Origin of the sequence: Aerococcus tenax (assembly GCF_003286645.3) — a bacterium.
GTDB lineage: Bacteria > Bacillota > Bacilli > Lactobacillales > Aerococcaceae > Aerococcus > Aerococcus tenax.
In genome coordinates this window covers 1,133,086-1,147,423 of sequence record NZ_CP127382.2, presented here as the reverse complement: position 1 = coordinate 1,147,423, position 14,338 = coordinate 1,133,086, and the positions used below count along the sequence as shown (strand labels likewise).

The window sequence follows — 14,338 nt, the reverse complement described above, 5'->3', positions numbered from 1 at the left end:
GTATACGGAACCGTACGTACGGTGGTGTGAGAGGTCCTCTGTCCGACTAACGGACAGAGTCCTACTCGATTCTCCTGAAAAAACATTATTGTTTTTAAAATTTGCCTTTATAGGGCTTTCATAAGAAAAATTCCAGTGATAAAAACAATTTACTGTACAAAATGTAATCGCTTTCACTATAATGACCCTAGTTGGTGTTTTCAGCTAAAAGGAGGCTGTGAAATGGAAGAATACATTTTAGCAATAGACCAGGGAACAACAAGTACACGAGCCGTGATTTATAATCACCAAGGAGAAAGTATCGGTTCCTATCAAAAGGAATTTGACCAAATCTTTCCTAAGCCTGGTTGGGTCGAACACAATGCCAATCAAATTTGGAACTCTGTCCAGTCAGTCATTGCCGGAGCCTTTATTGAGACGGGAATTAAGCCGCGTCAAATCAAAGGAATTGGGATAACCAATCAACGGGAAACGACGGTAATTTGGGACAAGGAAACTGGGCGTCCTATTTATAACGCCATTGTCTGGCAATCGCGTCAAACTAGCAGTATAGCTGACCAACTAATAGCTGATGGCCATAAAGACATGATTCAAGAGAAAACAGGTTTAGTGGTTGACCCCTATTTTTCAGCGACTAAAATTCGTTGGATCTTAGACCAGGTTGATGGCGCTCAAGAGCGAGCAGAAAATGGAGAATTACTCTTTGGGACCATTGATACATGGATCGTCTGGAAATTAACCGACGGCGCTGTCCATGTGACGGATTATTCGAACGCTAGTCGGACCATGTTATTCAACGTGAAGGATTTAGAATGGGACCAGGAAATCCTAGACTTATTAAATATCCCGCGTGAACTTCTGCCTGAAGTCAAATCCAATTCAGAAGTTTACGGCAAAACGATTCCTTTCCACTTTTATGGTGCGGAGGTTCCGATTTCTGGAATGGCGGGGGACCAACAAGCTGCCTTGTTTGGTCAACTTGCCTTAGAGCCAGGTATGGTGAAAAACACCTACGGCACGGGCGCCTTTATCATCATGAATATGGGGACTGATTTTCAAGTCTCAGAGAACAATCTGTTGACTACTATTGCCTACGGGTTGAATGGAGAAGTCACTTATGCCCTAGAAGGGTCGATTTTTGTGGCCGGTTCAGCGATCCAATGGCTCAGAGACCAGATGGGTTTGATTGAGGACTCTCCTCAGTCAGAAGATCTGGCTAAACAATCTAAAGATGATGATGAGGTTTATGTGGTTCCTGCCTTTACAGGACTCGGAGCACCCCACTGGGATTCCAGGGCACGGGGAGCCGTATTTGGCCTCACCCGGGGAACGAACCGCAATGACTTTGTTAAGGCGACTTTGCAGTCTTTAGCTTATCAGACTCGGGATATTATCGATACCATGGAACTAGATACAGGCATTGATATTAACCTATTAAAGGTCGATGGCGGAGCTGCTATGAACGATTATCTCATGCAATTCCAAGCGGATATTCTAGGTATTGAAATTGCTCGGGCCAAAAACCTAGAAACTACTGCCTTAGGTGCTGCATATTTAGCTGGCTTAGCAGTAGACTTTTGGAAAGATACTGATGAATTGAAGAGTTTACAAAGTACTGGACAAAACTTTACCCCTTCAATGAATAATGCCCATAAAGAACAACTTTATCGTGGTTGGAAACAGGCAGTGAAAGCTACCCGCGTCTTTACAGCAGATGAATAAGAAAGAGAATAAAGCTTATGATGGAGGTATTATCAGATGACATTTTCTGTTAAAAATAGACAACAAGCTCTGACCAAATTACAAGAACGTACCCTAGACTTATTGGTCATTGGCGGCGGAATTACTGGAGCAGGGGTAGCCTTGCAAGCAGCAGCGAGTGGTTTAGAAACCGGTTTAATCGAAATGCAAGATTTTGCGGAAGGCACCAGTAGTCGGTCCACCAAGCTAGTCCACGGTGGTATCCGCTATTTAAAAAACTTTGATGTGGAAGTGGTTGCCGATACGGTTAGTGAACGGGCAGTCGTTCAACAAATTGCCCCTCACATTCCTAAACCTGACCCGATGGTTATTCCCATCTACGATGAAGAGGGCGCTACTTTTACGATGTTTCGCTTGAAAGTAGCTATGGACCTCTATGATTCCTTAGCTGGGGTGAGCGATTCTAGCTATGCCAATACCGTTCTATCCAAAGAAGAAGTTCTCCAACATGTGCCAGGTTTAAAAGAAGAAGGCTTACAAGGTGGAGGCCAATATCTAGACTTTAACAATAGCGATATCCGTTTGGTGATTGAAAATATCAAAAGAGCTCACCAAGATGGTGCCCTGGTTGCTAGTCGAGTAGAAGCGATCGGCTATCTCTATGATCAAGAGGGCAAGATCAATGGCGTAAAGGCACTAGATCACTTAAGTAATGAAAGCTTTGATATTCACGCCCGCTATGTCATCAATACGACCGGACCATGGAGTGATGAAACCCGCAATCTCGATGAAGAAGACAACCGTATCGAAATGATGCGTCCTACTAAAGGGATTCACCTGGTTATTGATGCCAGCCGTTTAAAAGTCAGTCAGCCGGTTTACTTTGATTCGGGCTATGACGATGGTCGGATGATTTTTGTCATTCCTCGGGAAGACAAGACCTATTTTGGCACGACTGATACCGACTACACGGGTGATTACAAACATCCTGAAGTAGAGGCTGATGATGTTAACTATCTCATTGGAGCTGTCAACAATCGCTTCCCTGAGGCTAAGATAAGTATCGATGATATTGAGTCCTCCTGGGCCGGTTTGAGACCGCTCATCGCCGGAAACAGTGCTTCTGACTATAATGGTGGAGACTCAGGTAAAATTAATGACCAAAGCTTTGAGGATTTAATTGCTGTGGTTAAGGGTTACTTAAATGAAGAAAAAACACGAGACCAAGTGGAACGTACTGTCGCTAACTTGGAAGGCTCCTTATCGGAAGAAACTCTAGACCCTTCTCAAGTATCACGGGGATCTAGTCTAGAACGTGATGAAAACGGCTTAATTACTCTCGCCGGCGGAAAAATTACTGACTACCGGAAGATGGCTGCCGGGGCTATGGAAAAAATTATTAAGCTCCTCAAAGAGGAACACGATAAATCCTTCCGCCTAATTAATTCAAAAACCTATCCTGTTTCTGGTGGGGAAATTAATCCGGCTAATATCGAAGGAGAGTTCTCCTCTTATGCTCAAATGGGGGTAAAACGAGGTTTATCTAAAGAAGAAGCTTATTATCTAGCAGCCTTTTACGGATCTAATGTCCCTAAGGTATATGCCTTAATTGACCAAGTGCCAGAGATTGAAGGCTTGTCTTTAGCTGAAACCATCATGCTTTATTATGCCCTAGAAGAGGAAATGGTTCTTACCCCTGTTGATTACTTTTTACGTCGGACCAACTACATGCTCTTCATGCGTGACCGCTTAGACCACTTACTTGAACCCGTCGTTCAAGCCATGAGTGATTATTTTGACTGGGATGATCAAAGTCGTCAAGCTTACCAAAAGGAATTAGAAGAAACACTGGCCAACAATGATCTTGTTGACTTAAAGAAGAAGGCTAATAGCTAATAAGATAACGTTTTGATAGAGGAGGAAGTAGGATGGCGACAGAAGTAATCGGTGAGTTTTTAGGGACACTCATTCTGGTCCTTTTAGGGGATGGGGTTTGTGCTAATGTCAATTTAGCACGGACCAAGGGACATAATGCCGGCTGGTTAACTATAACAATTGGCTGGGGCTTGGCGGTTATGGTGGCTGCCTATGCTTCAGGTTATTTAAGCCCAGCCCATCTGAATCCTGCAGTGACCATTGCCTTTGCGATTGAAGGTTCGACACCATGGTCCTCAGTGCCTGCCTATATTATTGGACAAATGCTAGGTGCTTTCTTAGGGGCAGTGATTTTATGGCTTCATTATCGGGATCATTTTAATGTAACAGAAGATCCTGACATGATATTAGGAAGCTTTGCTACCGCTCCTGAGATTTATGCACCAGCTAACAATTTAATCAGTGAGGCGATTGGCACCTTTATTTTAACTTTTGGAATCATGTCCTTTGCTCAAAATGACCTGGCTCCTGGTTTGTCTACTGCCTTGGTAGGGGGATTGATTGTCAGCATCGGGGCTTCCTTAGGAGGACCGACGGGATATGCGATTAATCCAGCCCGCGACTTAGGGCCTCGGATTGCCCATGCGATTTTACCAATCCCCCACAAGGGAGATTCAGACTGGTCATACGCTTGGGTACCCGTTGTCGGACCCATCATTGGTGGTGTGTTAGCTGCCATTGTCTTTCAGTGGATACCCTAATGATTAGTAATAAGTAAAAGTATCATGAGCAGTTAAAAAAGGCCTCACTTCAAGGAGTGAGGCCTTTTAATTACTCGTGCGCCTGGCATGGGCGACAACTCGGTGGTGAAAGTCCACTACAGGCCTTTGCAGTAGGAACTGTTAGCCAATGACAAGGGTGTCCACCGTGAGGTGGAATCTGAAGGAAGTTGGAGGCAAATACTTGCACTGACGTACAGAAACTTCATAAAGAAAGGCTGTCAAAAGATGGATGAGCTTGCCAGACAAAGTGAAGTCCAATACTGCACGAATCTGAGACAGTAGATGAAGCAGTGACATGAGTAGAAAGTTGTCGTTCTTACCCAGGGAGATCTCACAGACGGCGCAGGAGTCCCCTTATAAGAAGCCGGTCGAAAAAGGTTTACTGTGAGAAGTCAGCCGAAGTCATAGTAGTTTCCAGAGGAAACGAAGGACTGAACAATATCCATGTTTATTTAGATGGGAGGTAGCTCAATTATGGGAAAAGCAGAAAAGTTGCGGAAGCAACGCAGCCTACAGAGGAATAAGGTGGAACCTGAAAAGTATGTAGATGTGCTTAGTGGTAGAGCTATTGAATATATGAAAAGACATGATGGGTCTCTAATGAGTCTCGTTGTCAGAGAAGAAAACCTCATGCGAGCAGCTCAATTAGTTCGTAAGAACAAAGGAGCAGCTGGTATTGATGGTGTTTCCGCAGAAGCTGCGGAAGCTGAAGTAAGAAAGTATCTTAGACCCTTACAACAGAAATTGATGAATGCAACATATAAACCTCAACCGGTCAAGCGGGTAGAAATTCCCAAAGCCAATGGAGGAGTTCGTCGATTAGGTATTCCTGTGGTCAGGGATCGCATTGTTCAACAAGCCATTCGACAAGTGATTGAACCAATCATAGATCCTCAACTATCACCTTATAGTCATGGCTTTCGTAAAGGCAAGAGTGCACATAGTGCACTGAAACAATGTGTCGACTATTACGAAACAGGCTATAAAGTTGTGGTTGATTGCGATCTAAAGAATTGTTTCGATAATTTTAATCAAGATAAAATGATTCATTACTTGGAACAAATGGTAAAAGATCCAGCGATATCACGTATTCTTAGACGTTTTATGAGTGCAGGTGTTATTGATATGTCTGGTCAATTTATTGACAGTCATACGGGTACCCCTCAAGGGGGTGTTATTTCACCGCTTCTATGTAATGTTTATTTAAATGAATTGGATAGAGAATTAGAACGTCGTGGACATCGTTTTGTACGTTACGCAGATGACTTTGCGATTTTCGTCAAATCTAAGCGAGCAGGAGAACGTGTGCTAAAAAGTATTACTACTTACATTGAAAAAGATCTTCGATTAACCGTTAACCATGAGAAAAGTCAAGTGGGTTCGCCAACCCGTTTAAAATTCTTGGGTTGCCTTATCAAGCCTACCCGAAAGGGTTGTCGTTTTCGTCCGACGAATGAAGCGAAGAAGAAATTCAAAGCAAAGTTAAAACGTCTGACAAGTCGAAAGCGACCAGGTACCTTTAAAACCATTGTAAAAGAGATCAACCAAGTCACACAAGGTTGGATCAACTATTTTGGAGTAGGCTATATTAAAACCTATATTGAAGAGATAGAACAATGGTTAAACCATCGCCTAAGGCAACTCATTTTGAAGCGATGGAAAAACTGTCGAACGAAGATTATACGCCTCATGCGGTTGGGATTGGATAGTGAAAGCGCGAAGCGTATTGCTTTCTCACGCAAGAAGTATTGGCGTCTATCCAAGACACCGGAGGTGCACTACGCTCTGACAACAAAAAGACTCCGTCAGTGGGGATTAAAATCATTAACCCTCCTGGCGGAGTCTGCCTATTTAAGATATTGAACCGCCGTATACGGAACCGTACGTACGGTGGTGTGAGAGGTCCTCTGTCCGACTAACGGACAGAGTCCTACTCGATTTAGTTTTTATGCTTTCTTCCCTTTTTCATGTTTCACATTGTCTAAGTCGGTTCTTACCACTAAGACATCACAATTAGCGTTACGGATGACGTATTCTGAAACAGAACCAATGAAGAGGCGTTCCACAGCGTTTAGTCCCGTTGCACCAATCATGATTAAATCAGCATGGTATTCTTTGGAAAGTTCTTTAGCAATTTGAACCTTTGGTGAACCATAATCAATGACGGTTTGGATTTCTTTTAAGCCTTTTTCCGATGCATACTTCTTGTAGTCATTAAGTAATTCTTTAGCTTGTTTGACTAATTCATCGGATAGGGTGCCTTCGTAACCAGTAGTCGTTTGAATCGAGCGTGTATCAACGATATGGGTAATGATTAATTCAGCATCATTACGTAAGGCAACTTCTACCGCTTTTTTGAAGGCTAATTCAGCTTCATCAGAACCATCCACAGGTGTCAATATATGTTCATAATTCTTATACATAAGGATCCCTCACTTTCTTTTTCTCTCTATAGCTATTATAGCATGAAAGCGGATAAAAAAATTAACTTTAAATAATGTTCCTATTGAAAAAACCTAGGCTTTCACACCTAGGCTAAAAAATAATTCGATTATTTTTATGTAAGCCTCCAATGATACCGTGGAAATTCTATCTGTCTGAACCCGCGATATAGCAGGTGGGTTCCGGTATCCAACTTCAGTTGTCCACGTAATAGAGGCGTAACATCCATTGGAGCTCGCAGATCCCTAGATAGTAGTTGTTCGGTCAGCACATTTAAAAGATGCACGCATATCTTAGAGAACTTACATTACTATTAATTTAGCATGTCTAGGGCTTTTTGGCAAGCAGGAAAGCTTAAAGTGACAACATCTTATACTGGATTTATCGCTTATAAAAATTATTTTTGTTTTTCTCGCATTTGCCGCATTTGCTCTAAGGCTTGCTCATATTTGCCTGTTTGGCAGGCCTGGTAGTATTGCCTGTCCGACAAGGTTTCTGGTAAGTAATCTTGAGCGACCCAATGGTTGGGGTAATCGTGGGGAAACTTGTAAGCATTTCCTCTTCCCAATTTCTTAGCACCACTGTAGTGGGCATCACGGAGATGTTTGGGGATGACGCCAGCTTTTCCTGAACGAATATCTGCTAAGGCTTGATCAATGGCTTTGATGGCCGAATTGGATTTAGGGGATAGGGACAGGTCAATAATGGCATGAGCCAAAGGAATCCTGGCTTCCGGCAGTCCAATTTTCTGGGCAGCTTGGCAGGCAGTGACCGCCCGCTGACAGGCCTCTGGGTTAGCCAAACCAATATCCTCATAAGCGCATACCATTAAGCGCCGGCAGAGACTGTTCAAATCACCAGCTTCAATTAAACGGGCGGCATAATGAAGGGCAGCGTTGACATCACTGCCACGAATACTTTTCTGAAAGGCAGACACCACATCATAGTGCATGTCTCCATCTTCATCATGGTCAAAGGCCTTCTTTTGTAAACATTCCTCTGCTACGCTTAAGTCGATCAGAATTTGGCCTTCAGCATTCTCCTCAGTTGATAAAGCCGCTAGTTCTAATGCATTGAGAGCTGACCGTAAATCGCCATTGGAGTAATTGGCTAAGTAGTCCCTGGCCTCATTACTTAATTGAATAGGGTACTTGCCCAGGCCCCGCTCTTTATTTTCGAGGGCATGGTCAATACCTACTTTGATTTGATCAGCTTCTAAAGGGTGAAGCTCAAAAATCTGTGTTCGCGACCGGATAGCAGGATTGATATTGATATAAGGGTTTTCGGTGGTTGCTCCGATTAGAATCAGTAGGCCGCTTTCTAAATGAGGCAGGAGAAAGTCTTGTTTCGTTTTATCCAGGCGGTGAATTTCATCTAACATTAAAATAAGACCGCCAGAAAACTCTGCTTCGGCCACGACTTCTTGTAGGGCCTTTTTATTATCTGTCGCCGCATTCAATTGCCGAAAACTTAACTTCGTGGAACCAGCAATAGCGCTAGCGATTGAGGTTTTACCAATACCAGGAGGACCGTATAAAATCATTGACCTTAACTGCTTCGCTTTAACCATTCGCCAGATGATCTTGCCAGAACCAACTAGGTGTTCTTGACCAACAACTTCTTCTAGGGTCTTCGGTCGCATTCTGTAGGCTAGGGGGGCTTGCTTATTCACACTGAAACTCCTTTCTAAGTGTTTGATAACGTCAATCAGTATAACACATCCGTTTTTAAAAAGAGCGCTTTTGGCTTTTCCTCTGTTGTCTAGGACCAGATAGTGATACAATAGTGAAAAACAAGGGGGTAAGCGAACGAATGATCTATCTTGATTATGCAGCAACCACACCGATGACCCAACCAGTTATTGAGGCCATGAACCAGGCCATGCGTGAAAATTATGGCAATGCATCAAGTACCTACCGGATTGGTCGTCAATCACATGAACAATTGACTCGAGTAAGAGAGAATATAGCGGAGACGATTAATGCTCAGGCCGACGATATTATTTTTACCAGTGGGGCCACAGAATCTACTAATAGTGCCCTGATACAAACCGCAAAACGGTTAGCAAAGCAAGGCCGTCATATTATTACCACCGAAGCTGAACATCCTTCAAGTTACAAGACGGCAAAATATCTGGAAAAACAGGGATTTGAAGTGACTTTCTTGCCTTTCGATGAATATGGTCACATCTCAATTGAAGCCTTAAAGGATGCCATTAAAGATGATACCATTATGGTTTCAATTATTGCAGGGAATAACGAAGTCGGCTCTGTCCAAGATATCCAAGCCATTGGAGAGATTTGCCATGATCACCACTTATTCTTCTATACGGATGTGGTTCAAGCCTATCTCAACATCCCTATTGATGTTGAAGCTATGCATATCGATGGCCTATGCGTATCTGCCCATAAATTCCATGGACCCAAGGGAGTTGGCTTTCTCTATTATCGTAATGCAGTGAGTGATTTTACCCCTTACCTAAGAGGGGGAGGCCAAGAACATGGCCATCGTGCCGGTACTGAAAATGTGCCTGGAATTGTGGCCATGGGTAAGGCCATTGAAATCGCCTATCAGTCTAGGGATGACCATCACCAAAAATTGCTTGATTTAAGGAAATATTTTCTTAAAGAAGCTAGAGAACGTGGTCTAGATTTCGAAATTAATGGTCCTAAGGAAGCTGAACTAGCTCATATTTTAAATGTCTACTGGCCTAATCATCCTAGTGACCAAGTTCTAATTAAATTAGATTTAAAAGACGTTTATGTATCGGCTGGGTCAGCCTGCTCAGCTGGATCGCTAGAACCGAGTCGGATTTTAGTATCGATGTTTGGTGAAGAAAGCCCTCGGATCAGTCAAAGTATTCGTATATCATTCGGTCAGCTGACCACAATTGAAGAAATCGATGAATTCTTAGATATTTTATTAAGCATTGCTTAGTTGTCGTGTAAACAGATTAAGGAGGAATGAAATGGCTTTTAAAGAAAAAGAACATTTAAAAGGAAGTCAAAAATCCTATCAAGTTCATCCTAACTGCAAGGCATATACTTTGCGGGACTATGGATTTACTTCCACTAAGGCAGGTAATTATCAAATTGAAATTCCTATTCGTCCAGAATTTCAAGCCAGTCACTATCTCTTATTAAAAGTTCAAATTGATAAGTCAGTGGATAAATTGCAAATGAACGTCACTAATAAGACGGGGCTGAAGGCGGTTAATGTTTACCAAAATTCCGATATGGCAGATTTAGCCAAACGCTTAGAGGAAATTTTAGCTGACTTAGTTGACAAGCAAGTCTTAGCAATCAGTGAAGACTAAAAATGGACATATAATCATTCTCCAAACTCAAGGACATTTGAAGATTTAATAAAAATTCAATCAAATGACTTGAGTTTTTTAGGTAAATTGTTATGATTACTACCTGGATAAGGCAATTGAGGCCTATCTAAGATTATCAACACAACAAAACGTGCGACCTTCAATCGTAAATTTTGTTAAGAAAGATGGTGATGTTGTGAGTGATAAGAAAAATAAAAAAGTTGTTTTAGGCATGAGTGGGGGAGTGGATTCCAGTGTTTCCGCGCTCTTGCTGAAAGAACAGGGATATGACGTCATTGGTATTTTCATGAAGAATTGGGATGACACTGATGAAAATGGCGTTTGTACAGCAACCGAAGATTACCGGGATGTACAAGCTGTAGCTAGTCAGATAGGTATTCCTTATTATTCAGTCAACTTTGAAAAAGAATACTGGGACCGCGTCTTCGAATACTTTCTCGATGAATATCGTCATGACCGTACCCCTAATCCAGACGTCATGTGTAATAAAGAGATTAAATTCAAGGCCTTTCTCGATTATGCTTTGGACCTAGGAGCAGATTACGTAGCTATGGGCCACTATGCTCGGGTGAGAACAAATGACCAAGGCGAAGTAGACTTGCTTCGTGGGGTGGATAGTAATAAGGACCAAACCTACTTTTTAAATCAATTGTCTCAAGAGCAATTGCAACACGCGCTCTTTCCGATTGGCGAATTAGAAAAGTCGGAAGTGCGAAAAATTGCCGAAGATCATAATCTAAAGACGGCCCATAAAAAGGACTCCACCGGGGTCTGTTTTATTGGTGAGCGCGACTTTAATGCCTTCCTTTCCAATTACTTACCAGCTAAACCTGGTCTAATGAAAACCTTAGACGGCCAAGTGATGGCTGAGCACCATGGACTGATGTATTATACCATCGGTCAACGTAAGGGCTTGGGAATTGGAGGCACCAAGGTTGGTAATAATGAACCTTGGTTTGTTATTGGAAAGAACCAGGCTAAAAATGAACTCTATGTCGGCCAAGGCTACCATCATCCCTTGCTCTATGCTGACTACTTATTAGCCAGTGAAGTTTCTTTTACCAGTGACCATTTTCCACGTGAAGACTTTACCTGCACTGCTAAGTTCCGTTACCGGCAAAAAGATATCCCAGTGAAAGTCAGCTTCTTATCTGATGATCAGTTAAGGGTAGACTTTGAAGAGCCAGTTCGGGCTATTACACCAGGACAGTCGGTAGTCTTCTACCAAGATGAAGTTTGTTTAGGGGGAGCAACCATTGACGCTGCCTATAAGGATGATAAAAAGTTACAATACCAATAATCAAATAGATGAATCATTTCTAAAAGCAGACTATAAATTAGGATGATTTTAAGATACAGCTGTAACTAGTTTTTGGCTTATCCAGGAAGACCTTATCTAACTTGGAAGCTAGAAGCTAAGCTACAGCTTTTTCTTTATTTAGGGCGTGAAAGAGAGAAAATGGTATAGCGGGCATTTATATAGAAGAAAGGTGAGCAGAGGGCGGGCTTGGCGGAGGATAAATCCAGTGATATTCTGTGATATAATAAGCAAAGATTGTGACTAGGAGGGATAAGGGAATGGCAGCTACAGAAGATTATTTCATCGGCGAAGTAGAAGCTACCTTTTTTTCTAATCCAGATAATTATTATCGGGTGATGCGGATTACGGTTGATGATACCAACACCCTTTACTCCGAAAAAAATATTGTCGTGACAGGAAATTTTGGAACTATCCAGGACGGAACTACATACCAATTCTTCGGGAACTTAGTTGATCATCCTAAGTACGGGGTTCAATTCAAAGTCTCCCATTATGAAGGAATAAAAATTACCAGTAAAGATGGCTTAATCAAATATTTATCCAGCGATGAATTTCCAGGAATTGGGAAAATATTGGCTGAACGTGTGGTCAATACCTTAGGTGAGAAGACCATTGACTTAATTGTAAATCAACCCGAACGTTTGAAAGAAGTTAAGGGCCTGACCAAGAATAAACAGCAAATGTTACATGAGAAAGTAAAGGCTAATCGTGGCAATGAGGATACCTTTATTCAATTATCGGAGATGGGCTTTTCTAACCACTTGGCAGGCAAGATTTATGCTAAATACCAAGATGAAGCGGTTGAATTGATTAAAGAAAATCCCTATTTCTTGGTTAAAAATATTCAGGGTTTTGGTTTTCAAAAGGCTGATTTACTGGCCCAACGTTTAGAATTTGCCTATGACTCGCCTTTACGCATCCAAGGGGCGATTACTTTTTCATTAGAAACAATTTGTTATAGCAATGGGGATACTTATGTTAAGAAGGAAGAACTATTCCAGCAGGTTCTCAATCTATTAAATAAAAGCCAAATGAATCTACAAATGGTTGACATGCAGCAAGTGGCTGATCGCTTGAGCGACTTGGTAGATACCAATGAAGTGATTGCGACTGAAGAGGGTTATTTTCTTCCTAGTCTCTATTATGCAGAGAAGGGGATTGTTAAACGTTTAAAACGTATCAAGAATGAACGAACTCAGTCTAAATATGAGAATGATAATTTGGCTAATGAAATAGAGGAAACCGAAGCAAAATTAGGTATTCAATATGGACCCGCTCAAAGGAAAGCAATTATTGAAGCCCTAGAAGAGAAATTATTTATTCTAACTGGGGGACCGGGTACGGGAAAAACCACGGTTTTAGAAGGAATCATCGATATTTATTGCCGGTTAAATAATATCCGCCTAGGGGATTATGACCCGAGTGATTTTCCTATTCGTTTGGCAGCTCCAACTGGACGGGCTGCCAAGCGGATGAGTGAAACTACTGGCCTAGTGGCAACCACTATTCATCGTTTAATCGGTCTCACTGGTGAAGAAGATGAAAATAATATCATAACTTCGGATAAAGAGACTATTGCAGGGGACTTACTGATTATTGATGAGATGTCTATGGTAGACACTTGGTTATTCTTTCAATTATTAGAAGCAGTTCCTGATGATATGCAAATTATCTTGGTAGGGGATAAAGATCAACTGCCCTCAGTTGGTCCAGGACAAGTGCTGTCAGATCTCTTGAGAAGTCAGACAATCGCCTGGCGCGAGCTCGACGAAATATTTCGTCAAGATGCCAATTCAACCATCACTTTATTGGCTCATGATATAAAAAATGGGGAAATGCCTGTCGATCTTACCAAAAATAAGGCTGACCGGTCATTTTTCCGGGTAGATTATTTCCACTTAGCTGATTTTATTGCAGCGGTGGCTAAACGTGCTCTTGAAAAAGATTATGATGTTAAAGATATTCAAGTTTTGGCCCCCATGTATAAGGGGCAGGCCGGCATCGATCAGATTAATCAGAAATTGCAGGAAAGTTTAAATCCAAATACTGATGGCAATAAGCGCCAAGTTAGCCACTTCAACCGTCTTTTTCGCTTAGGGGATAAGGTCTTGCAGTTACAAAACCAAGCTGAAATGAATGTCTTTAACGGGGATATGGGAGAAATCGTGGCGATATTTTATGCCAAGGAAACGACCAGCCAAAGTGATGAAATAGTGGTTGATTTCGACGGCAATGAGGTCACATACAACCGGCAAGATTTTAACCAATTAACCTTGGCGTATTGTGTTTCGATTCATAAATCGCAAGGAAGCGAATTTCCTATCGTTATCCTCCCTTTAATCAGTCAATACCAACGCATGCTCCAACGCAATTTGCTCTATACAGCGATCACCAGAGCTAAGCAATCCTTAATTCTCTGCGGTGAAGTTCAAGCCTTCCAATCTGCCATTCAAACCCAGGCCAGCCAACGCCATACTAACCTTTACCGCTCCCTACTTGAAGAAGACGAATTACTTCCTAAACTGAACTCGCAGTCAAGTGAAGCAAGTCCTAGTCAGGATCAAAGTACCAGGTCTCAAGGAGATGAGTCAGGGGACCAGCAAGAGGATACTGGAAACTCGGGAATGAATGTAAAGGTCGATTGGTTAACTCCTGACTTACTTGAAAGTGGTCAGATCGATCCTTTAATTGGTATGGATGGCATCAGCCCCTATGATTTTTAAGAAATGAAATCAGCCGTTTATTTTTTCTCTTTTACTACCCACGTGCAAAAAGTAGCCGAAAAAGCCTAGTTAAAGCAGATAGAAGCTAAATTTGCTGATCCTGAGTTTATAAAAACTAATAAATTTATTCAAATATTGCAAAAATCTTGTTTATTTC

Annotated in this window: 10 protein-coding genes and 1 other RNA gene; 8 read left to right on the top strand and 3 right to left on the bottom strand. The window is 42.0% G+C overall.

All coding sequences use genetic code 11. From position 1 onward, the window contains the following. Window positions 1-222 precede the first annotated feature (222 nt). From glpK to ltrA, 4 genes are all read left to right on the top strand, one after another. Complete coding sequence (gene glpK / locus DBT50_RS05490; RefSeq protein ID WP_111853496.1) at window positions 223-1,722, top strand: glycerol kinase GlpK; 1,500 nt, start codon at window positions 223-225, stop codon at window positions 1,720-1,722. Window positions 1,723-1,758: 36 nt separating this feature from the next. Then, complete coding sequence (gene glpO / locus DBT50_RS05485; RefSeq protein ID WP_070560018.1) at window positions 1,759-3,597, top strand: type 1 glycerol-3-phosphate oxidase; 1,839 nt, start codon at window positions 1,759-1,761, stop codon at window positions 3,595-3,597. 32 nt (window positions 3,598-3,629) lie between these two features. Then, on the top strand, window positions 3,630-4,337 hold the full coding sequence (locus DBT50_RS05480; protein WP_070560020.1) for an MIP/aquaporin family protein: 708 nt from the start codon (window positions 3,630-3,632) through the stop codon (window positions 4,335-4,337). Window positions 4,338-4,832: 495 nt separating this feature from the next. Further along, complete coding sequence (ltrA, locus tag DBT50_RS05475) at window positions 4,833-6,221, top strand: group II intron reverse transcriptase/maturase (RefSeq protein WP_224785078.1); 1,389 nt, start codon at window positions 4,833-4,835, stop codon at window positions 6,219-6,221. Between the two features lie 83 nt (window positions 6,222-6,304). Here the strand turns inward: ltrA and DBT50_RS05470 are convergent, their stop codons facing one another. From DBT50_RS05470 to DBT50_RS05460, 3 genes are all read right to left on the bottom strand, one after another. Further along, window positions 6,305-6,781, bottom strand: coding sequence for a universal stress protein (locus tag DBT50_RS05470; RefSeq protein ID WP_111853268.1), 477 nt, complete (start codon window positions 6,779-6,781; stop codon window positions 6,305-6,307). Between the two features lie 139 nt (window positions 6,782-6,920). Beyond that, window positions 6,921-7,103, bottom strand: a non-coding RNA gene (gene ssrS, locus DBT50_RS05465) — 6S RNA. Window positions 7,104-7,197: 94 nt separating this feature from the next. Further along, complete coding sequence (locus DBT50_RS05460) at window positions 7,198-8,472, bottom strand: replication-associated recombination protein A (protein WP_111853267.1); 1,275 nt, start codon at window positions 8,470-8,472, stop codon at window positions 7,198-7,200. Between the two features lie 140 nt (window positions 8,473-8,612). Here DBT50_RS05460 and DBT50_RS05455 point away from each other — a divergent pair, with 140 nt between their 5' ends. From DBT50_RS05455 to recD2, 4 genes are all read left to right on the top strand, one after another. Next, window positions 8,613-9,737 carry a cysteine desulfurase family protein gene (locus DBT50_RS05455; RefSeq protein ID WP_111853266.1) on the top strand — a complete coding sequence of 375 codons (1,125 nt, stop codon included), beginning with the start codon at window positions 8,613-8,615 and terminating at the stop codon, window positions 9,735-9,737. A gap of 31 nt (window positions 9,738-9,768) precedes the next feature. After that, a complete protein-coding gene (locus tag DBT50_RS05450) occupies window positions 9,769-10,116 on the top strand; it encodes a DUF1831 domain-containing protein (RefSeq protein WP_111853265.1) in 348 nt (115 codons plus the stop codon). A 196-nt stretch (window positions 10,117-10,312) separates the two neighbouring features. Beyond that, window positions 10,313-11,437: a tRNA 2-thiouridine(34) synthase MnmA gene (mnmA, locus tag DBT50_RS05445; protein ID WP_111853264.1), complete on the top strand. Its 1,125-nt coding sequence runs from the start codon at window positions 10,313-10,315 to the stop codon at window positions 11,435-11,437. 278 nt (window positions 11,438-11,715) lie between these two features. After that, window positions 11,716-14,181 (top strand): SF1B family DNA helicase RecD2, encoded by a 2,466-nt coding sequence (recD2, locus tag DBT50_RS05440; RefSeq protein WP_111853263.1) that lies wholly within the window; start codon window positions 11,716-11,718, stop codon window positions 14,179-14,181. The last annotated feature ends 157 nt before the right edge of the window (window positions 14,182-14,338 follow it).